The sequence below is a fragment of the Streptomyces sp. NBC_00631 genome, assembly GCF_045206895.1.
Taxonomy (GTDB): Bacteria; Actinomycetota; Actinomycetes; order Streptomycetales; family Streptomycetaceae; genus Streptomyces.
Genome location: NZ_CP107734.1, coordinates 7,262,817 through 7,281,202, shown reverse-complemented (window position 1 = coordinate 7,281,202; position 18,386 = coordinate 7,262,817). Strand labels below are relative to the sequence as shown.

Here is an 18,386-nt window from a genome sequence, read left to right as displayed (position 1 = left end):
CCCTCGCATCCAACCACGTACGACGGGAGGGCCGCTCATTACCCATGGGTTACCCAGCCGCACGCAAGGTCAGACAGTCTCTGGAGAGCACGCGGGCCAGGGATTCCACGACCTCGGGAGCGTAGTCCCCCGCAGTGGCCAGGCGTAACTCCTCCAGCGCGGTCAGCGGCCCGCCGGGCCCGGAATCCCGGGCCTTCTCCTCGTACGCGTTGACGGCCCGCACGATCCGCGCGGCGACCGGCTGCTCCCGGTACGGGTCGGCCTGCCGCTCCACGACCACGGCGACCGCCGCGTCCACCCCGGTCTGCCGTACGACGGCTCCGCCGAGCAGGGCTATCCGCCGCTGCTCGGCCGCCGGCAGCCCGGCGGTGGCCCCGGCGGGCACCGGGTCGACGAGACTGAGCTGGCCGATGTCGTGCATCAGCGCCGCGTACTCCAGCACGGTGAGCTCCGCTTGGGACAGCCCCAGGTCCCGCCCGACGGCCTGGCTCAGCGTGGCCACCCGGCGGGCGTGCCCGGCCGGGGTGTACCCCGCTGTCTCGGTGGCGCGGGCGAGCGAGGCGATGGTCTGCCGGTAGGTGGCCCGGACGGCCGCGTACCGGCGCAGGGACAGCTGGGTCAGGAGCAGGGGCAGGCAGAAGACGGGCAGCGCCCACAGTCCCGCGACGGCGACGGCCAGCGCCATCACCGCGCCGGTGGCGCAGACGGCGGACCCGATGCCGAGCAGCCCGCGCAGCTCGTCCCGCAGCAGCGGCCCGAACGGCCACCCCGTGCGGGAGTGGGCCTGCGCGGCGGCGAGCACGGCGTCGCACAGCGCGGTGAGCACGAGCAGCGATACGAGCAGCAGCGCGTACGCCGGTCCGCCCCAGTGCTCCAACGCGCCCCTGCTGTAGAGGGGTTGGAAGCAGACGGCGGCGAAAGCGACGGTGAGGACGCGGCGGGCGAGGTGGTCGAGGGTGGGTCGCCGCCCACTGGCTATGTGCGGGACGTTCCCGAGCAGCGCGGCCGCGCAGACGACGGTGACGACCTGGAGGGCCCCGTCGTGCGTGGCGACCCCGGCATCGGCGCCGAGCAGGGCGTAGGCGAGCCCGCCGGCGGCCCCGAGCGGGGCGGCCTCACGCACCTCGGCACCGGTCCACCGGGCCCACTCCCCGACCGTGACGAGGACACCGAAGGCGAGGGCGGCACCGCGGTTGCCGAGACCTTCCCAGAGGGTGCCGGCGAGACAGCCGAGGGCAAGGAGCAGAGCGGCGAGCCGGACACACCCGAGCGCGACGGGACGACGGGGCCGGCATCGGTCGCCGGGAGTCATGGGGCGCCTCGTCCGATGCTTGCGCGGTCGCCGCTCGGCCGGCCGGACGCGGGAGCGCCGGCCGGCGGGACGTCGGCGGTGACCGCGGGGTGCCAGCCGTGCCTGGCCAGTGCTCGCGCCAGGGCGTCGACGACCCCGGCGTCGAAGTGCCGCCCCGCGCACCGTCGTAACTCCGCCACCGCGGCGGCCACCGGGCGGGCCCGGCTGTAGGAGCGCGTCGACGTCATCGCGTCGAACGCGTCGGCGACGGCCACCACGCGGGCGGATTCCGGGATCTGGCTGCCCGCCAGTCCGTAGGGGTAGCCGCTGCCGTCGATGCGCTCGTGGTGGTGGAGGATCGCCGCGCGGGCCTCCCCGAGGAAGGAGATCCCGCGCACCATCTCGTGGCCGTACTCGGGGTGGAGTTCGATGATCCGCCGCTCTTCCGGCGTCAGCGGCCCGTTCTTGCGGAGCAGCCGCGTGGGGACGCCCAGCTTTCCCACGTCGTGGAGGATGCCGGCGAAGCGGAGCATCTCCACCCGGTCGTCGTCCATGTCCAGCTCGCGCGCGATCATCACGGAGGCCTGTCCGACCCGTTCGCTGTGCCCGCGGGTGTATCCGTCCTTGATGTCGACGGCCTGGACGAGCGCGCGGATGGTGGCCTGATGGGCGGCGCGTTCCCGGTGGTACTGGGCGAACACCCACCACGAGACGCACATCGGCAGCAGGACGAGCAGTGCGGCGACGGGACCGTAGGGGCTGCGCCAGAGCACGGCCATCATCAGCCCGGCCAGCCCGTGCACCCCGACGGGCGCGAGGGAACGGGACAGCAGACCGCGCCAGGCCCGCCGGACCGGCACCCTCTCCGCCACCGCCAGGATTCCGCCGTCCAGCAGGGCGAGCACGGCGGAGAAGGCCAGCACGGCCGCGACGCAGGGCAGCAGCGCGTACGGGAAGTCGGAGTCCACCACCGCGTTCCGCCCGCCCAGTGCCCAGTGCACCCGCCCCGCGCCCCAGACGGCGAGCGCCAGTTCGGCGGCCCGCCAGGTCCGGCGCAGCGCCTGCGGCCGTTCCTCGGTGCGCGAGAGCAGCGCGCCCGGCAGCGGTACGAGCGCCGCGGCCGGCGGCGGCAGCAGGAAGGCACCGGCGAGCAGCACCGGGTAGAAGGTGCCGCCCAGACGGCGCCGTACGGCGTGCTCGCAGGCCGCGTACAGCAGGGCGAGAAGGGCGACGGCCCACCAGGGTGTACGTACGCCGGGCAGGGGCAGCAGACAGAACAGGGCTGCGAGGGCGACGCAGGTCACGTACGCGCGTACGCGTGCCGGAACCGCCTCCATCTCGCCCCTCCCCCGACCTTGCCTGCCCAGGCTCCGGAGCCTAGGGCGGGAGCCGGAGGGTCCGGGAGGTCATGACCGGAGGATTAGCACGTTCGGGTGATGGGACACCGCGGCGGGAACGACTCGGCGGCGCTCGGTGGTGCTGCCGCGGTCAGCTCTCCGGCGTGACCGGTGCGGCCTGGGCGGCCGTGACATCGTGGTCCGGGACCGCCTGGCCGGAGCGGATCAGGTCCAGCCGCCCCAGCACCTTGGCCCGCAGGTCGGTGGGCACGTCGTCATGCCCGCAGCACCGCTTGACCAGCTTCTTCACGGCCTGCTCCAGCCCGTACTTCTCCAGGCAGGGGGAGCACTCGTCGAAGTGCTGCTTGAACTTGACGCGATCGACGTCCGGCATCTCACTGTCGAGGAACTCGTACAGATGATCGAGTACCTCACTGCAGTCCGTCTCGTGCGGCTCTCCGCAGCTCATGAGCCCGAGCCTTTCGCTTCGTTCGACTCGCCGGCACCGGCCGGGACGAGCCCGCGCTCACGCGCGTAGTCCTCCAGCATGCCGCGCAGTTGACGGCGGCCCCGGTGCAGCCGGGACATGACCGTACCGATGGGTGTCCCCATGATGTCCGCGATCTCCTTGTACGCAAAGCCCTCTACGTCGGCGAGGTAGACGGCGATGCGGAATTCCTCGGGGATCGCCTGCAGCGCTTCCTTGACGTCCGAGTCGGGCAGGTGGTCGAGCGCCTGCGACTCCGCGGAGCGCAAGCCCGTCGACATGTGCGACTCGGCACGGGCGAGCTGCCAGTCCTCGATCTCCTCGGCCGCGGAGCGCTGGGGTTCGCGCTGCTTCTTGCGGTACGAGTTGATGAAGGTGTTCGTGAGAATGCGGTACAGCCACGCCTTGAGGTTGGTGCCCTCACGGAACTGGTGGAAGGACGCGTACGCCTTGGCGTAGGTCTCCTGCACCAGGTCCTCGGCGTCGGCCGGGTTCCGCGTCATGCGCAGCGCGGCCGAGTACATCTGGTCGAGGAATTCGAGCGCGTCGCGTTCGAAGCGCGCGCTGCGCTCCGTGGTCGACTCCGCGCTGACGCCCTGGCCCTCGGGCAGCTCCGCCTGGCCGTTGTCGGTCCCTGCGTCGGTACCGGTGACCGGACCCACCTCCTCAAGATCCCGGGCAGGACCGAAACCGATCCCACTCGTCTCGGAGGATAGAACACGACCCGTGCCTGCCGCCGCTCGAATAGGAGCGGTCTTGGCCGCGTGCAGCACCGTCCAGTCGAGCTCAGCGCTGCGCTCACGGCTGGGGCAGATGGTCGAACCCATGCGGCGGACTTCCTCTCCTTCGGCGTCGGCGCTGGTTTCCAGCACTTCTTTCCGCCTCAACAGTGGTCCGTCGCCCGACATTCCCGGGCGTCACCCGAGTGAGGCGGTCCACGCGACGACCGCGTCCGTGATGATGGTCACCGCTTGCTCCGGCCCGGTCTCCGCCCGTTTGGGCACCCCGAAACCATGATCGGCGCCCGGCACCTCGACGAGGTCGTACGCCCCGTCCGGGAACTCGTCCGGCTTGCCGAACGGATCGTTCCCGCCCTGGACGACGAGCGTGGGCACCCCGGCCCCGAGCAGCTCCTCGGCCCGTGACTTCTCCGGCTTGCCCGGCGGGTGCAGCGGAAAGCTCAGGGCGAGGACGGCGGCCGCGCCCAGCTCCGTCGCCGTACGGCAGGCGACCCGGGCGCCGGCACTGCGCCCGCCCGACACCACCGGCAGCCCCGGCGTGGCCAGCGCGGGCCACACCCCGCGCCAGCCGGCATCGAGCGTCTTCGGCGCGGGCGCCAGCTTCCTCCCCGCGACCCGCCAGGGCTGCTCCACGAGCGCGACGGTCACGCCGTGGCCGGGGAGGACCGCGGCGATCGCCTGCAGATCCCGCGCCTCGATGCCTCCGCCCGCCCCATGGCTGGCGGCCAGCACCAGCCGCGCCCGCTCAGCCTCGTACCAGGTGATGCGGGCGTCCCCCGCCTCCGTACCGACGATCTTCGACGTAGTCACGCCAGAAGGCTAGAAGAGGGTGCCCGCTTCGGGCCCCTCCAGCTCTTTCAGCAGCTCCGGACTGTTGTTGCGGACGTTGCTGACCGCCGTGGAGACCGGGTAGGCCCGCATCAGGCCCGGCGGCGGCGGGGCGAGCAGCGAGCGCAGGTCCTCCACGTCCGTGCGGGCAGGGTCGAGCCAGGCGTCCCACCGGTCGGGCGTGAGCATCAGCGGCATCCGGGGGTGGATGTCCGCGAGCGCGTACGGCCCCTCGGCCGGCGCCACGGCCAGCGGCGAGGTCTCCGCCTCCGTGGTGATCACCGAGCAGGTCGCCCACCAGGCCAGCGGGTGCTCGTCGGGCAGCGTGCGGTCCCGCCAGAACTCGTACAGCCCGGCCATCGCGAAGACCGAGCCGTCGGCGGGCAGCACGAAGTACGGCTGCTTGCGCGGCCGCTTCTTCTTCCCCTCGACCTCCAGATCCCGCTCCTCCTTCGCCGTGACCCACTCGTAGTAGCCGTCGGCGGGCAGGATGCAGCGGCGGGTGGCGAAGGCACGGCGGTACGACGGCTTCTCGTGCACGGTCTCGGCCCGCGCGTTGATCATCCGGGCGCCGCCCTCGGGCGACTTGGCCCAGCTGGGCACCAGCCCCCACTTCAGCCTGCGCAGCTGGCGAACCGGACGGAGGTCGTCGGCGTCTTTCAACGGACGGTCGAGGACGGCGTAGACCTCCTTGGTCGGAGCCACGTTGTAGTCGGGCTCCAGGGTCTCCTCCGGGTCCCACTTCTCTATTTCAAAGACTCCTGCGAGATCCTCGGGCCCACGACTGGATGCATACCGTCCGCACATACGTGCAACACTGCCAGATTCCGCCTGACCAGAGGGAGTAACCGCCAGATCATGGAGAGCACCGCCGCCCTCGCGCTGCCCGACCTCTGGGACCGTCTGACCGGCACCCAGTCCGACCCCGATCTGTGGGTGGTGCTCGCGACCCTGGTCGCCGCGCTCGCCGTGGTCGTCCCGCACAACCTGTGGCGGATATCCCGCAACGCCATCACCATCGCCCACGAGGGCGGCCACGGCCTGGTCGCCCTGTTCTCGGGCCGGCAGCTCACCGGCATCCGGCTGCACTCCGACACCAGCGGCCTGACGCTCAGCCGGGGCAAGCCGCACGGCATCGGCATGATCCTCACGGCTGCGGCGGGCTACACGGCTCCCCCGCTGCTCGGTCTCGGCGGCGCGGCCCTGCTCGGCGCCGGCCGCATCACCCTTCTGCTCTGGCTCGCCACCGCCCTGCTCCTCGTGATGCTGGTGATGATCCGCAACGCCTACGGCGTCCTGACCGTCTTCCTGACGGGCGGCACCTTCCTGCTGGTGTCCTGGCTGGCCGGACCCCAGGTGCAGGCGGCGTTCGCGTACGCGGTGGTGTGGTTCCTCCTCCTCGGCGGAGTCCGCCCGGCATTCGAACTGCAGGCCAAGCGCTCCCGAGGCGGCGCCGGCGACTCGGACGCGGACCAGCTGTCACGGCTGACCCATCTCCCGGCGGGCGTATGGCTGTTCCTGTTCCACACGGTGTCGCTGTGCTCGCTGATCGGCGGGGGCAGGTGGCTGCTGGGGATGTGAACGGCACCTCGCAGCCGACGGCGGCACAGCCGGCGTGGAGGAGCACGGGGCGCAGATCGCAGCCGACGGCGGCACAGCCGGCCCAAGGGGCGCGGGGCGGTGCTGGATCCGCGGCTCCGCCGCGCGGGCGCGACAAGCCCCCACCGCGCCGCACCCGGCCGGCCACCCCCGCGCCACCGCCGCCGCCCCTCACCCCCGCCGCGCACTAAAGTGACCCCATGGCCGCAAACCCCACCGCACCAACCGCCCTCTGGCCCGCCCCCCACGCGCGCGGAGCCGTCGACGCCACGGTTCACGTGCCGGGGTCCAAGTCGGTCACCAACCGCGCCCTCGTCCTCGCCGCCCTCGCCTCCGAACCCGGCTGGCTGCGCCGCCCCCTCCGCTCCCGCGACACCCTGCTGATGGCCGACGCCCTGCGCGCGATGGGCGTCGGTATCGACGAGGGCGTGGGCCCCGACGGCTCCGGCGAGGCCTGGCGGATTCTCCCCGCTGGGCTCCGCGGCCCCGCCACCGTCGACGTCGGCAACGCCGGCACCGTGATGCGCTTCCTCCCGCCCGTCGCCACCCTCGCCGCGGGCGACATCCGCTTCGACGGCGACCCCCGTTCCTACGAGCGCCCCCTGCACGGCGTGATCGACGCCCTGCGCGCCCTCGGCGCCCGCATCGACGACGACGGCCGCGGCGCGCTCCCCCTCACCGTCCACGGCAGCGGCGCCCTGGACGGCGGCCCGGTGTCGATCGACGCCTCGTCCTCCTCCCAGTTCGTGTCGGCCCTCCTCCTCTCCGGCCCGCGCTTCAACCAGGGCGTGGAGGTCCGTCACATCGGCGGGTCCCTCCCCTCGCTCCCGCACATCCGGATGACCGTCGACATGCTGCGCGCGGTAGGCGCCCAGGTGGACACGCCCGAGTCGGGTGGCGAGCCGAACGTCTGGCGGGTGACCCCCGGCGCCCTGCTGGGCCGCGACCTGACCATCGAGCCGGACCTGTCGAACGCCCAGCCCTTCCTCGCCGCCGCCCTGGTCACGGGCGGCAGGGTCGTGATCCCCGACTGGCCGCAGCGGACCACCCAGCCGGGTGACCGGCTGCGGGAGATCTTCACCGAGATGGGCGGCTCCTGCGAACTGACCGAGTACGGCCTGGAGTTCACCGGCTCGGGCCGGATCCACGGCATCGATGTCGACCTGGGTGACGTCGGCGAGCTGACCCCCGGCATCGCGGCGGTGGCCGCCCTCGCGGACACCCCCTCCACCTTGCGCGGGGTCGCCCACCTGCGACTGCACGAGACGGACCGGCTGGCCGCGCTCACCAAGGAGATCAACGAGCTCGGCGGTGACGTCACCGAGACCGCCGACGGCCTGCGCATCCGCCCGCGCACGCTGCACGGCGGCGTCTTCCACACCTACGAGGACCACCGCATGGCGACGGCCGGCGCCGTCATCGGCCTCGCCGTGGCCGACGTGCAGATCGAGAACGTGGCGACGACGGCGAAGACCCTGCCGGACTTCCCCGACCTGTGGGCCGGGATGCTCGGGAGCGACGGGGCCTAGGGGCGTACGACCATGCGCCGCTACGGCAAGCACACCGACGAGGACGACATCCGCGCCCGCCCGAACCGCAAGGGCAACCGGCCGCGCACCAACATCCGCCCGAAACACGAGGACGCGGCCGAGGGGATGGTCCTCACCGTGGACCGCGGCCGGCTGACCTGCCTGGTCGACGACCGTACGATCCTCGCGATGAAGGCCCGCGAACTGGGCCGCAAGGCGGCGGTGGTCGGCGACCGGGTGGCCCTGGTCGGCGACCTGTCCGGCCAGAAGGACACCCTCGCCCGGATCGTCCGCATCGAGGAACGCTCCTCCGTGCTCCGCCGCACCGCCGATGACGACGACCCGTTCGAGCGGGTGGTCGTGGCCAACGCGGACCAGCTGGCGATCGTCACCGCCCTGGCCGACCCGGAGCCCCGACCCCGTCTGATCGACCGCTGCCTGGTCGCGGCCTACGACGGCGGGCTCACTCCCCTGCTGGTCATGACCAAGTCGGACCTGGCCCCGCCGGACAAGCTCCTGGAGCTGTACGGCGACCTGGAGATCCCGTACGTGGTCACGAGCCGCGAGGAACTGGCGGCGGGGGAAGCGGCCCGCCGGGTCCGGGACCACCTCGACGGCAAGATCACGGCGTTCGTCGGCCACTCGGGCGTCGGCAAGACCACGCTGGTGAACGCGCTGGTCCCCGAGGACCGCCGCCGTACGACCGGTCACGTCAACGCGGTGACCGGCCGCGGCCGCCACACCACGACCTCCGCCCTGGCCCTGCCCCTCTCCGACGACGAGGGCTGGGTCATCGACACCCCGGGCGTCCGCTCCTTCGGCCTGGCCCACATCGACCCGTCCCGCGTGATCCTCGCGTTCCCCGACCTGGGGCCCGGCACCGTGAACTGCCCGCGCGCCTGCAGTCACAACGAGCCGGACTGCGCGCTGGACGAGTGGGTCGCCGAAGGTCACGCGGACCCGGCCCGCCTCTACTCGCTGCGCCGGCTGCTGGCGACACGGGAGCGCACGGAGGGCGACTGACCACCGGGGTGTTTGTCATGACCGGAGTTCGGTAAGTGCATAATCGCACCGAGCTGGACATACGGGAGGACAGCACATGGCGTGGCTGCTGGTGATCGTGGCCGGGATCCTGGAGACCGGCTTCGCCGTGTGTCTCAAGCTGTCCCACGGCTTCACCCGACTATGGCCGACGATAGCCTTCGCCTCCTTCGCCCTGGGCAGCTTCGGCCTCCTGACCCTCTCCCTGAAGAAACTGGACGTGGGCCCGGCATACGCGGTCTGGACCGGCATCGGCGCGGCAGGCACCGCCATCTACGGCATGATCTTCCTCGGCGACCTGGTCTCGGCCCTGAAGATCGTCTCCATCAGCCTGGTGATCGCAGGAGTGATCGGCCTCCAGCTCTCGGGCTCGGCACACTGAAAAGCGCCCAAAGGCGCGCGGGGCCATACCTGATATCCGGCTCCGCCGCACGGACCCGACCAGCACATCACAGCCCACGCGAAAACAACCGACCTGAAGGGGCGCGGGGAACTGCGCGATCAACCCCCACCCGCCCGCAGCCGACGCACAAACCGGCACCACCCCTCCCCTCCTCACACCGGCTGCCGACAGAGCGCCCCGCGCACCAGCTCCGCCACCCCGCCCTCCCCCGGCGGCGCCGCGACACACGACAACGCCAGCCGCACCACCAGCTCGCACGACCGGGCCAGCTCACCGTTCCCCTTCACGGCCCCGGCCCCGGCCCGGGAAAGCACCGTCACCGCCCGGTCCCGCACGATCTGCACGAAGTCCCCGGGAGAAGGCAACGGCCCGTCCGCCCTCCGCTGCGCCGGCACCGCCGAGGAAGACGACACCGCGGACAGCGTCGGCGACGGCAAACGCTCGCTCCAGCACCCCGTGAGCATCGCCCGTACCAGCACGTTGTCCCGAGCCGCCACCGCCATCCACTCGGCCGTCGCCGTAAGCCGCTCCCGTACCTCGGTATGGCTCCCCAACGCCCGCTCGACCCCCGCGAGATACCCGTCGGCCTCCCTGCGTACCAACGCTCTCGCCAGGCCTTCCTTGCTGCCGAACTCGTTGTACAGCGTCTGCCGGGACACTCCGGCCGCCGCCGCCACATCGACCATCCGCACGGCAGCCCACGGCCGGCGCGCAAGCGCCGCGTAGGCGGCGTCCAGTAGGGACTCCCGGGCTGCAGGCATCATCGCCTCCCTGTGGGCGAGCGACTCTGCGCCCAGATTTGACGCGCACGAATCCACTGTCAAGGGTTCGCGAAGGCACCGGGGGGCGCCCTTCGGCCAACACGCGCGGGCGTGCCACGGGCGGGCCACCGGCGTACCGCAGACGCACCGAGGTGCCGGTCCGATCACTTACCGGCATCACCACGCCCTCCCTTGTAGCCCCGCGCCCACCCCGGCAGATACCGTTCGTCACATGCCGGACTACCTTGATGACCTGCGTCTCGCCCACGTGCTCGCGGACGCGGCCGACGCCGCGACCATGGACCGCTTCAAGGCCCTCGACCTCAAGGTCGAGACCAAGCCGGACATGACCCCGGTGAGCGAGGCGGACAAGGCCGCCGAGGAACTGATCCGCGGCCAGCTGCAGCGCGCCCGCCCACGGGACGCGATCCTCGGCGAGGAGTACGGCATCGAGGGCACCGGCCCGCGCCGCTGGGTGATCGACCCCATCGACGGCACCAAGAACTACGTCCGCGGTGTCCCGGTCTGGGCGACCCTGATCTCCCTGATGGAGGCGGCCGAGGGCGGCTACCAGCCGGTCGTCGGCGTGGTGTCCGCGCCCGCGCTGGGCCGCCGCTGGTGGGCCGCGAAGGGCCACGGCGCCTTCACCGGCCGCAGCCTGTCCTCGGCGACGCGCCTGCACGTCTCCAAAGTCTCGAAACTGTCCGACGCGTCCTTCGCGTACTCCTCGCTGGGCGGCTGGGAGGAGCGGGGCCGGCTGAACGGTTTCCTGGACCTCACCCGCGACGTGTGGCGCACGCGCGCGTACGGCGACTTCTGGCCGTACATGATGGTCGCCGAGGGCTCCGTGGACATCTGCGCCGAACCGGAGCTGTCCCTGTGGGACATGGCGGCCAACGCCATCGTGGTGACGGAGGCCGGCGGCACCTTCACCGGCCTCGACGGCCGTCCCGGCCCGCACAGCGGCGACGCGGCCGCGTCCAACAGCCTGCTCCACGACGAGCTGCTGTCGTACCTCACCCAGGGTTACTGAAACGGTCTTCTGAGGCACAACGGGCTCACAGAGCTCGGCACATATGAGCGCGTGCGCCCTCAATTGGCCGCACGCACCCCCTTGTTGACCCCCGCTTTGCCTGCCACCCTGAGAGCACCCCCACTTGTGCATTTGTGAATCGCTGAACTATCCGGCGATTCCCTAGGAGGTGGCACCTTTCATGCTCGTCCGCGACGCCATGAGCACGGTGGTCCTCACCGTCGGCCCCGCCCATACCCTCCGCCAGGCAGCCGTCCTGATGTCCGCGCGCCGCGTGGGCGCGGCGATCGTCCACGACCCGGACGCCGGCGGCATCGGAATCCTCACCGAACGCGACATCCTCAACTCCGTGGGCCTCGGCCAGAACCCGGACACGGAGCCCATCCACGCCCACACCACCAACGACGTCGTGTTCGCCACCCCGACCTGGACGCTGGAGGAGGCGGCCCGGGCGATGGCCCACGGCGGCTTCCGTCATCTGATCGTCCTGGACGGCGGCGAGCCGGCCGGCATCGTGTCGGTCCGCGACGTCATCCGCTGCTGGGCCCCGGCCCGCGCACCGGAACCCGTCTAGCGCCCCCGTTCCAGCCAACCCGTCCCATCTTGGACGTAGTCCAAGTCAAGTAGAGCTCCAAAGTCACACCTGTTCGGAAAAAGGGGGCCCTGCTGTTAGGCTGAATGCCATGAGTGACCTTCTGGAACGGCTGCGTGGACGCGGATGGCGGATGACCGCGCAGCGACGCGTCGTAGCCGAGGTGCTCGACGGCGAACACGTCCATCTGACGGCCGACGAGGTCCACGCCAGGGCTGTCGTCAAGCTGCCCGAGATCTCGCGGGCGACCGTCTACAACACGCTGGGCGAGCTGGTCTCGCTCGGTGAGGTCATCGAGGTCTCGACGGACCAGCGCGCCAAGCGGTACGACCCGAACGCGCACCAGCCGCACCACCACCTGGTCTGCGCGCACTGCGGCTCGATCCGCGACGTCCACCCGACCGGCAACCCGCTGGCCGACCTCCCCGCCTCGGAGCGCTTCGGCTTCACGGTCTCCGACGTCGAGGTGACGTACCGCGGGCTGTGCCCGGACTGCGCGGCAGCCGCCTGACGAACGAACGTTCCCGAAGGCCCCGGCACTCGCGATGAGCGCCGGGGCCTTCGTCGTGTCCTGGTCCGGCAAACACCGAGGGCCGGAATCCGTTTCCGGATTCCGGCCCTCGACCTTCAGTAGCGGGGACAGGATTTGAACCTGCGACCTCTGGGTTATGAGCCCAGCGAGCTACCGAGCTGCTCCACCCCGCGTCGATGAATGCAACACTACGTGAGAGACACGGACGGAGGCAAATCAATACCGCTCAGCCATCCTGACCTGCGAGAACCTCGGCCTAGGCCGACAGCTCCTCGCGCAGTGCGTCCCGGAGCCGTCCCGCCCGCTCGGTCACCTCCGCCGGGCCCAGCGCCACCGCCCGGTCGGCCCATCGCTGCCCCTCGGCCAGCTCGCCCCGACGCGCGTAGACGAGGGCGAGTCGCAACGCCGCCCGCCCGTGCCCCGCGTCGGCGGCCCGCTCCCACCACACGGCCGCCTCCGGCTCACTGCCCTCCCGGGCCAGCAGCAGCCCGAGGTTGAACGCGCCGTTCCGCGACCCGGCTTCGGCCGCCGCCCGGTACCAGCGCGCCGCCTCCACCACGTCCCCGCGCGCCGCGGCCAGCATCCCGACCCGCACCTGGGCCCGCCGGTGCCCCTGCGTGGCGGCCCGCTCGTACCACTCCTCGCACTCGGTCTTCACGTTCAGGGAGGACTCGCCGAGCTCGTGCTCGGGCACCGGCGGCCGGCGCGCGTCGAGGACCGCGGCGAGCCGGTAGGCGGCCTCGGCGCTGCCTCCGCCCGCCGCACACCGCAGGTGGCGCTCGGCGGCCGCCTCGTCGCCCTCACGCAGCCGGGCGATGCCGACCTGCAGGGCCGCCTCCGTGTGCCCGGCGGCGGCCGCCTGCTCGTAGCAGCGCAGCGCGACCCGGTCCTCGCCCCGCCCGGCGTACAGGATCCCCAGGTTGAACGCGGCGTCCACACTGCCCGCCTCCGCCGCCTTGGAGAACCACGGCTCGGCGCCGCTCGTGTCGCCGCCCTGGAGCAGCAGGATGGCGAGCGCGTTCGCGGCCTCGCGGTGCCCTGCGTACGCGGCTCGCCGGTACCACTGCTCGGCCTGCGCGGTGCGCCCCTGCTCGGCGCAGAGCAGCCCGAGGTTGTACGCCCCGTTGTCGTCGCCGGCGTCCATCGCCGCCCGGTACCAGCGCTCGGCGGTCTGCGTCTCGCCACGCTCGGCGTGCAGCGCGCCGAGCGCGTTCGCCGCGTTGCCGTCGCCGTCCTGGGCGGCTCGCAGCCACCAGACGGCGGCACTCTCGGTGTCCCCGGCGTCGCGCAGCAGGAAGCCGAGCGCGCAGGCGGCCCTGGCCTCGCCGTCCTTGGCGGAGGTCAGGTACCAGCGCCCGGCCTCCTTGAGCGCACCGCGGCGCTCCAGGATCGCGCCGAGGTGCAGCGCGGCCCGCCGGTGCCCGCGGGCGGCGGCCTGCCGGTACCACTGCTCGGCCTCGTCGGTGTCCGGTGCCCCGGTCGCGTCCTCCACCGGGTTCTCCGTGCCGACACCGTTGTCAGGCCCGGCCTCGCCCTCGGCCACGGCGGCCCTGCGGTCGAGCGCGCGCGCCAGCCGGTACGCCGCCTCCCGGTGCCCCCGCTCGGCGGCCGCCCGCATCCACTGTCCGGCCTCCGTGTCGCCCCGGTGTTCCAGCAGGTCGGCCAGCGCGTAGGCGCCGAGCGCGTGTCCCTGCTCGGCGGACTGGCGCAGCCAGTACTCGGCGGCGGGCTCGTCGCCACGTTCGCGGTGGTGGCGGCCCAGCGCGTGGGCGGCGGCCGCGGATCCGGCGACGGCGGCGATCCGCCACCAGCCGGCGGCCTCCTCGGGGTAGCCGCGCTGGTGCAGCAGGACACCGAGGTTGTTGGCGGCGGCCCGGTCACCGGCGGCGGTGGCCGCGCGCAGCCGGGGTTCGGCTCCGTCGAGGTCGCCACGGCGCAGCAGCATGGCGCCGAGCACGCTCATCGACTCCACGTCACCGGCCTCGGCCTGGAGCCGGTGACGTGCCTCCTCAGCGGCCTCGGCGGCCTCGTCGCGGGTCGGCTCCTCGCCCGAAGGCTGCACAAATCGCCCTGTCTCGAACAGAGTTGCCTTGTCCCCCATAACGTTCATCGTCGCACCACCTGCAACCTGGGTACACCACGTATACCGCAGACCGTGAGGTCACTTCAGCGTTTTGTCGACATGCCCACAGAACGACAAGTCAAACACATCTCAGCCAACTCCCCGCGGCGGCACGGCGACCCGTCCACCGGTACATGCGTTCGCCGCCCGTCCGGACACCGGGACGCACGAAGGCCCGGATCCCAAGAGGATCCGGGCCTTCGACTTCAGTAGCGGGGACAGGATTTGAACCTGCGACCTCTGGGTTATGAGCCCAGCGAGCTACCGAGCTGCTCCACCCCGCGCCGTTGCAGTGAAACCGTACCACGGCGCGGGGCGGCTTGATCACCAATTCGGGATCACCCCGGGCGGGATCGCCCGCCCGGGATCATCCGCTCGGGATCATCCACTCGGACTGGAACTTCCGCTCGGACTGGGGCTGGTACTGGTCGCGGGACTCGGGCTGCTGCTGGCTTTGGGACTCGGGCTGCCGCTAGGCGTCGTGCCGCCGCCGCTGGTCTTGGCCGACTTGGACTCCGCGTCCGCGGCCCGCTTCAGCGCCTCCTGGAGCTCGCTCTGCGCCTTGCCGTACGCCGTCCAGTCGCCCTTCTTCAGGGCCTCCTGGCCCGCCTCGAAGGCCTTCTGGGCGTCGCTCAGCGCCTGTTGGACGGTCGGGTTGGCCGACGTCGGCGGTGTGGTCGTGCCGGTGTCCGAGGACCCGGTGTCCGTGCCGGCCGAGCCGAAGACCTTGTCGAGCGCCTCGTCGAGGGTGTCCTCGAAGGCCGTCTTGCCCTCGTAGGTCACCAACACCTTGCGCAGCAAGGGGTACTTGACGCCGGCGCCGCGTACATAGACCGGCTCCGCGTACAGCAGGCCCCCGTCCAGGGGCACGGTCAGCAGATTGCCGTACTCGACGTCGGAGTCGCCGCCCTTGAGGAGTTTGATGGCGGCCGCGATGTCCTGTTCGGAGTTGAACTGGCTCTGGACCTGTTTGGGTCCGTCGACGGTGGTACTGGTCGGCAGTTTCAGGATTCTGATCTTGCCGTAGTCCTTGGAACCGGCCTCGGAGTCCACCGACATGAACGCACTGAGGTTGTCCCGGCCGTTGGGCGTGAACGTCGTCGACAGCGAGAACGCCTGCGCGCTCTGGTCGGGCATCTTCATGCTCAGGTAGTACGGCGGTACCGCGTCGCCCGAGTTGTTGGTCGGGTCGTCGGGCACCTGCCACACCTCGCTGCCGGTCAGGAACGTCTGGGCGTCCGTCACGTGGTAGCGGGTGAGCAGCTCGCGCTGCACCTTGAACAGGTCCTGCGGGTACCGGAGATGGTCCATCAGGTCCTGGGAGATGGCGCTCTTGGGCTGCACCGTGCCCGGGAAGGCCTTCATCCAGGTCTTCAGCACCGGGTCCTGGGTGTCCCACTGGTAGAGCTTGACCTCGCCGGTGTACGCGTCGACGGTCGCCTTCACCGAGTTGCGGATGTAGTTGACCTGGTTCTGCTGGGCCACCACCGCACGGGAGTTGTTGGTCGCGGTCAGCGAGTCCGCCGTCGTGTCACCGAGGGTGGTACGGGAGGCGTAGGGATAGCCGTTCGACGTCGTGTAGGCGTCGACGATCCACTGGATACGGCCCTTCACCACCGCCGGATAGGCGTCGCCGTCGATGGTCAGCCAGGGGGCGACCGCCTCGACGCGCTCCTTGGGCGTGCGGTTGTACAGGATCCGCGAGCCCTTGCCGATCGCACCGGAGTACAGGATCTGCGGCTCGTTGAACGCCACCGCGTACGCGGCCCGGTTGATCGGGCTGGAGAGGCTGACCCCGCTCTTGCCCGCGTAGCTGGTGGTCTTCTCCCCGCTGTCGTCGGAGTAGTCGATCTCCTTCTGGGGACCGCCGACGATCGAGTACGTGGTCGTCTTCTCGCCGTAGTAGACGCGCTGCTGGTACGTGCCCAGGCTGCCCGTGGACGGCAGGTCGGACTCGGTGAAGACCGGCTGGCCCTGGTCGTCGGCCTCGGTGCCCTTGGCGGCGACCACCCCGTAGCCGTGGGTGTAGCGGAAGTGGTCGTTGATCCAGTTGTTCTTCGGGATGCCGGCCAGGTTCAGCTCGCGGAGGCCGATGACGGTGTCCTGGGCCTTGCCGTCCTTGGTGTAGCGGTCCACGTCCAGATTGGTCGGGAACGCGTAGTAGTTCCGCATCTGCTGGAGCTGCTGGAACGTGGGCGACACGATGTTCGGGTCCATGATCCGGATGCTCGCCGTGGAGTCGACGTCGTCCCGGAGCTTGGTCTTGTCCGTCGTGGTGCTCTTGCCCGTGTACTCGGTGACCTGGGTGTCGTCGATGCCGTACGCCTCGCGGGTCGCCTTGAGGTTCTTCTGGACGTACGGGGCTTCCTTGGCCTGCTCGTTGGGCTGGACCTGGAACTTCTGGACGATCGCCGGGTACAGGCCGCCGATGAGGATCGCGGACAGGACCATCAGGCCGAAGCCGATGACGGGCAGCTGCCAGGTGCGCCGCCACAGGGTGGCGAAGAACAGCAGCGCGCAGATGACCGCGATGCAGAACAGGATCGTCTTGGCCGGCAGATACGCGTTCGCGTCGACGTACCTGAGGCCGGTCCAGTTGTCGGTGGCCTTGAAGTCGCTGGACTTGACGGCCAGTCCGTAGCGGTCGAGCCAGTAGGCGACCGCCTTGAGGGCGACGAAGATGCCGAGCAGCACCGAGAGGTGGCCGGTCGCGGCACCGGTGGCACGCGCGCCGGGGCTGGTGACGCGCAGCCCGCCGTACAGGTAGTGGGTGAGCGCGGCGGCGATCAGGGAGAGGATCGCGGTGGCGAAGCCGAAGCCCAGCAGGAAGCGGTACCAGGGCAGGTCGAAGGCGTAGAAGGAGACGTCGAGGTGGAACTGCGGGTCCTGCTGGTGGAAGGGCACGCCGTTGACCCACATCAGCCAGGTGCGCCACTGACCGGCCGCGGACGCGCCGGCGATCAGCCCGACCAGCGCGGTGACCGCGAGCAGCAGCCACTTCTTGTACGGCGCGATGCCCATCCGGTAGCGGTCGAGGCTCTGCTGCTCCATGGACATGGCACTCAGCGGGGGCCGCAGCCGGTGCGCCAGCCAGATGTTGAACCCCACCGCGGCGGCCATCAGCAGGCCGAAGACGGAGAACAGCCCGATCTTGGTCCACAGGGTGGTGGTGAACACCGAGGAGTAGTGCACCGACCGGTACCAGAGCCAGTCCGTCCAGAAGCCCGCGAACATGGTGAACGCCATGCCGAGCACGGCAAGGACGCCCAGTGTCAGGAGCAGGGTCCGAGCCCGCCGGGACGGGCGTCCCGTCGCTCTGATCCGTGGCCCCGTCGGGCCTCCGCCGCGGTCCGGCATCTGGAAAGCCAAGGTGCGCACCTCGAAGTTCGCTGTTTGATCCGCTGTTGAATCCGTGTTGTTGCGTCAGGCCGTCTTGTTCGCGGGCCCGACGTGTCCCCCTGTGATCGCGGGGCCACACCTATGCAACTTACTCACGGCTTACTCGGTTCCCGATTCCGGCCATGAACGAGGCAGGATTGTGACCATGTCCAACACTCCCATGGCAGCGAACCCGCTCACCCGGGCCGTGCTCGAAATCGACGAGTACGCCTCCGGCCTCGGCTGGGACCAGCCCGCTCGCCTCTTCGCCCTCGTCGACACCGCACGGCTGCGCGCCCAGGAACCGGCTCTCGCCGCCCAGCTCGGTCTGGAGGACGAGTCCGCGACCACCGGTCTCACTCCCATCGAGCAGGACGAAGTGCCAACGGACAAGGCGTTGGACGAGTTCCTGGGCACCATCGCCTGGCCGGACGCGGTGGTCGGCTGCGCGCTCACGGTGGAGCGGCTGATGCTGCCGCCGTCCGCCGAGTCCCAGGTCCCCGAGGGGCTGAGCGGGGCCAGCCTGACCAAGTGGGTGGCGAGCCACCCCGAACGTCAGGAGGTCAGGATGACGGTCGCCGTGCTGCGCGACGGCAGCCGCGACTCGGCCGTGCGTCTGCGCGAGAAGGACACGCCGACGGAGGTCCTCACCGGCCCCGACCTGGTGCCGGGCCTGGCGGACGCGCTGAAGGCGACGTTCGAGGACTGAGCCC

17 protein-coding genes and 2 tRNA genes are annotated in these 18,386 nt (G+C 71.2%); 8 read left to right on the top strand and 11 right to left on the bottom strand.

The features are described 5' to 3' along the window. Positions 1–49 precede the first annotated feature (49 nt). From OHB00_RS33615 to OHB00_RS33590, 6 genes are all read right to left on the bottom strand, one after another. A complete protein-coding gene (locus OHB00_RS33615) occupies positions 50–1,312 on the bottom strand; it encodes an HD-GYP domain-containing protein (RefSeq protein WP_406440379.1) in 1,263 nt (420 codons plus the stop codon). Beyond that, the gene (locus OHB00_RS33610) at positions 1,309–2,628 is read right to left on the bottom strand and encodes an HD-GYP domain-containing protein (RefSeq protein ID WP_406440377.1); all 1,320 of its coding nucleotides are present in this window, start codon (positions 2,626–2,628) and stop codon (positions 1,309–1,311) included. The genes OHB00_RS33615 and OHB00_RS33610 overlap by 4 nt, the downstream gene beginning before the upstream one ends. A 151-nt stretch (positions 2,629–2,779) precedes the next feature. After that, complete coding sequence (rsrA, locus tag OHB00_RS33605; protein WP_406440375.1) at positions 2,780–3,097, bottom strand: mycothiol system anti-sigma-R factor; 318 nt, start codon at positions 3,095–3,097, stop codon at positions 2,780–2,782. Next, complete coding sequence (gene sigR / locus OHB00_RS33600; protein WP_381165761.1) at positions 3,094–3,777, bottom strand: RNA polymerase sigma factor SigR; 684 nt, start codon at positions 3,775–3,777, stop codon at positions 3,094–3,096. The genes rsrA and sigR overlap by 4 nt, the downstream gene beginning before the upstream one ends. A gap of 255 nt (positions 3,778–4,032) precedes the next feature. After that, the gene (locus tag OHB00_RS33595) at positions 4,033–4,665 is read right to left on the bottom strand and encodes an alpha/beta family hydrolase (RefSeq protein ID WP_406440373.1); all 633 of its coding nucleotides are present in this window, start codon (positions 4,663–4,665) and stop codon (positions 4,033–4,035) included. 9 nt (positions 4,666–4,674) lie between these two features. Next, a complete protein-coding gene (locus tag OHB00_RS33590) occupies positions 4,675–5,490 on the bottom strand; it encodes an SOS response-associated peptidase (protein ID WP_406440371.1) in 816 nt (271 codons plus the stop codon). A gap of 51 nt (positions 5,491–5,541) precedes the next feature. On the opposite strand from OHB00_RS33590, the gene OHB00_RS33585 reads away from it, so the two are divergent. The 4 genes from OHB00_RS33585 to OHB00_RS33570 all read left to right on the top strand — a co-directional run bounded on the left by OHB00_RS33585 (position 5,542) and on the right by OHB00_RS33570 (position 9,234). After that, positions 5,542–6,264, top strand: coding sequence for a M50 family metallopeptidase (locus OHB00_RS33585; protein ID WP_406440369.1), 723 nt, complete (start codon positions 5,542–5,544; stop codon positions 6,262–6,264). A 218-nt stretch (positions 6,265–6,482) separates the two neighbouring features. Further along, entirely contained in the window at positions 6,483–7,811 is a 1,329-nt protein-coding gene (gene aroA / locus OHB00_RS33580; protein ID WP_406440368.1) for a 3-phosphoshikimate 1-carboxyvinyltransferase, read from the top strand. Between the two features lie 12 nt (positions 7,812–7,823). Next, positions 7,824–8,834: a ribosome small subunit-dependent GTPase A gene (gene rsgA, locus OHB00_RS33575; protein WP_406440366.1), complete on the top strand. Its 1,011-nt coding sequence runs from the start codon at positions 7,824–7,826 to the stop codon at positions 8,832–8,834. A 76-nt stretch (positions 8,835–8,910) separates the two neighbouring features. Next, on the top strand, positions 8,911–9,234 hold the full coding sequence (locus tag OHB00_RS33570) for a multidrug efflux SMR transporter (RefSeq protein WP_365712037.1): 324 nt from the start codon (positions 8,911–8,913) through the stop codon (positions 9,232–9,234). A 173-nt stretch (positions 9,235–9,407) separates the two neighbouring features. Here OHB00_RS33570 and OHB00_RS33565 read toward each other — a convergent pair whose 3' ends face one another. Then, positions 9,408–10,016 (bottom strand): TetR/AcrR family transcriptional regulator, encoded by a 609-nt coding sequence (locus OHB00_RS33565; protein WP_406440363.1) that lies wholly within the window; start codon positions 10,014–10,016, stop codon positions 9,408–9,410. Between the two features lie 232 nt (positions 10,017–10,248). On the opposite strand from OHB00_RS33565, the gene hisN reads away from it, so the two are divergent. The 3 genes from hisN to OHB00_RS33550 all read left to right on the top strand — a co-directional run bounded on the left by hisN (position 10,249) and on the right by OHB00_RS33550 (position 12,152). Further along, a complete protein-coding gene (gene hisN / locus OHB00_RS33560) occupies positions 10,249–11,049 on the top strand; it encodes a histidinol-phosphatase (protein ID WP_406440362.1) in 801 nt (266 codons plus the stop codon). 181 nt (positions 11,050–11,230) lie between these two features. Then, on the top strand, positions 11,231–11,623 hold the full coding sequence (locus OHB00_RS33555; protein ID WP_406440360.1) for a cyclic nucleotide-binding/CBS domain-containing protein: 393 nt from the start codon (positions 11,231–11,233) through the stop codon (positions 11,621–11,623). A 109-nt stretch (positions 11,624–11,732) separates the two neighbouring features. Then, positions 11,733–12,152, top strand: coding sequence for a Fur family transcriptional regulator (locus OHB00_RS33550; RefSeq protein ID WP_406440358.1), 420 nt, complete (start codon positions 11,733–11,735; stop codon positions 12,150–12,152). A gap of 120 nt (positions 12,153–12,272) precedes the next feature. Here OHB00_RS33550 and OHB00_RS33545 read toward each other — a convergent pair. From OHB00_RS33545 to OHB00_RS33530, 4 genes are all read right to left on the bottom strand, one after another. Next, positions 12,273–12,346 (bottom strand) — tRNA-Met (locus tag OHB00_RS33545). 83 nt (positions 12,347–12,429) lie between these two features. Next, positions 12,430–14,283 carry a sel1 repeat family protein gene (locus tag OHB00_RS33540; RefSeq protein WP_406440356.1) on the bottom strand — a complete coding sequence of 618 codons (1,854 nt, stop codon included), beginning with the start codon at positions 14,281–14,283 and terminating at the stop codon, positions 12,430–12,432. A 222-nt stretch (positions 14,284–14,505) separates the two neighbouring features. Then, positions 14,506–14,579 (bottom strand) — tRNA-Met (locus OHB00_RS33535). Positions 14,580–14,676: 97 nt separating this feature from the next. Further along, on the bottom strand, positions 14,677–17,652 hold the full coding sequence (locus tag OHB00_RS33530) for a UPF0182 family protein (RefSeq protein ID WP_406446104.1): 2,976 nt from the start codon (positions 17,650–17,652) through the stop codon (positions 14,677–14,679). Between the two features lie 187 nt (positions 17,653–17,839). Between OHB00_RS33530 and OHB00_RS33525 the strand changes: the two genes are divergently transcribed. After that, complete coding sequence (locus OHB00_RS33525; RefSeq protein ID WP_406440354.1) at positions 17,840–18,382, top strand: PPA1309 family protein; 543 nt, start codon at positions 17,840–17,842, stop codon at positions 18,380–18,382. Positions 18,383–18,386 lie beyond the last annotated feature (4 nt).

Excerpts from the sequence above, each read along its gene's own strand:
- OHB00_RS33615 (WP_406440379.1), bottom strand. The coding sequence starts at position 1,312 with ATGACTCCCGGCGACCGATGCCGGCCCCGTCGTCCCGTCGCGCTCGGG.
- OHB00_RS33610 (WP_406440377.1), bottom strand. The coding sequence starts at position 2,628 with ATGGAGGCGGTTCCGGCACGCGTACGCGCGTACGTGACCTGCGTCGCC.
- rsrA (WP_406440375.1), bottom strand. The coding sequence starts at position 3,097 with ATGAGCTGCGGAGAGCCGCACGAGACGGACTGCAGTGAGGTACTCGAT.
- OHB00_RS33590 (WP_406440371.1), bottom strand. The coding sequence starts at position 5,490 with ATGTGCGGACGGTATGCATCCAGTCGTGGGCCCGAGGATCTCGCAGGA.
- OHB00_RS33585 (WP_406440369.1), top strand. The coding sequence starts at position 5,542 with ATGGAGAGCACCGCCGCCCTCGCGCTGCCCGACCTCTGGGACCGTCTG.
- aroA (WP_406440368.1), top strand. The coding sequence starts at position 6,483 with ATGGCCGCAAACCCCACCGCACCAACCGCCCTCTGGCCCGCCCCCCAC.
- rsgA (WP_406440366.1), top strand. The coding sequence starts at position 7,824 with ATGCGCCGCTACGGCAAGCACACCGACGAGGACGACATCCGCGCCCGC.
- OHB00_RS33570 (WP_365712037.1), top strand. The coding sequence starts at position 8,911 with ATGGCGTGGCTGCTGGTGATCGTGGCCGGGATCCTGGAGACCGGCTTC.
- OHB00_RS33565 (WP_406440363.1), bottom strand. The coding sequence starts at position 10,016 with ATGCCTGCAGCCCGGGAGTCCCTACTGGACGCCGCCTACGCGGCGCTT.
- hisN (WP_406440362.1), top strand. The coding sequence starts at position 10,249 with ATGCCGGACTACCTTGATGACCTGCGTCTCGCCCACGTGCTCGCGGAC.
- OHB00_RS33555 (WP_406440360.1), top strand. The coding sequence starts at position 11,231 with ATGCTCGTCCGCGACGCCATGAGCACGGTGGTCCTCACCGTCGGCCCC.
- OHB00_RS33550 (WP_406440358.1), top strand. The coding sequence starts at position 11,733 with ATGAGTGACCTTCTGGAACGGCTGCGTGGACGCGGATGGCGGATGACC.
- OHB00_RS33540 (WP_406440356.1), bottom strand. The coding sequence starts at position 14,283 with ATGAACGTTATGGGGGACAAGGCAACTCTGTTCGAGACAGGGCGATTT.
- OHB00_RS33530 (WP_406446104.1), bottom strand. The coding sequence starts at position 17,652 with ATGCCGGACCGCGGCGGAGGCCCGACGGGGCCACGGATCAGAGCGACG.
- OHB00_RS33525 (WP_406440354.1), top strand. The coding sequence starts at position 17,840 with ATGTCCAACACTCCCATGGCAGCGAACCCGCTCACCCGGGCCGTGCTC.